The organism is Streptomyces albiflavescens (assembly GCF_014645835.1).
Taxonomy (GTDB): domain Bacteria; phylum Actinomycetota; class Actinomycetes; order Streptomycetales; family Streptomycetaceae; genus Streptomyces; species Streptomyces albiflavescens.
The window spans coordinates 1-750 of the sequence record NZ_BMMM01000050.1; the positions used below are offsets into that span (position 1 = coordinate 1).

A 750-nucleotide genomic window follows, 5' to 3' on the forward strand; every position below is an offset into this window, starting at 1 on the left:
CGCGAAGGCGGTGGTGGGGGATGCGGAGTGGGCGTCGTGGACCAGGATCTGCGACTCGTTCTCCGTCGTGACGGTGACGACCTTGAGGTCACCGGTCTGCTGATCGCGTACGACACCGCGGGCGCCGTCGGCTCCGAAGCGGATGGGCTGCCCGTGTTCCAGGCGGATGACCGCTTCCTGGGACTGCTGCTTGTCCTTGAGGGCGTCGAAGGCGCCGTCGTTGAAGATGTTGCAGTTCTGGTAGATCTCCACCAGTGCGGTGCCGGGGTGTGCGGCGGCCTGGCGCAGTACGCCGGTGAGGTGCTGCCGGTCCGAGTCGATGGTTCGGGCGACGAAGGAGGCTTCCGCGCCGATGGCGAGGGAGACGGGGTTGAAGGGTGCGTCCAGCGAGCCCATCGGCGTCGATTTGGTGATCTTGCCGACCTCTGACGTCGGTGAGTACTGGCCCTTGGTGAGGCCGTAGATCCGGTTGTTGAAGAGCAGGATCTTGAGGTTGACGTTGCGGCGCAGGGCGTGGATGAGGTGGTTGCCGCCGATGGAGAGGGCGTCGCCGTCGCCGGTGACCACCCAGACGCTCAGGTCCCGCCTGCTGGAGGCGAGTCCGGTGGCGATGGCGGGGGCGCGGCCGTGGATGGAGTGCATGCCGTACGTGTTCATGTAGTACGGGAAGCGCGACGAGCAGCCGATGCCGGAGACGAAGACGATGTTCTCCTTGGCGAGACCCAGTTCCGGCATGAAGCCCTGGACCGC

1 protein-coding gene is annotated in these 750 nt (G+C 66.3%); it reads right to left on the reverse strand.

Translation table 11 applies throughout. The annotated features are described in order from the left end of the window. On the reverse strand, positions 1–750 hold a 750-nt coding region (locus tag IEY95_RS48465; protein ID WP_189192733.1), incomplete at both ends, for a 2-oxoacid:ferredoxin oxidoreductase subunit beta.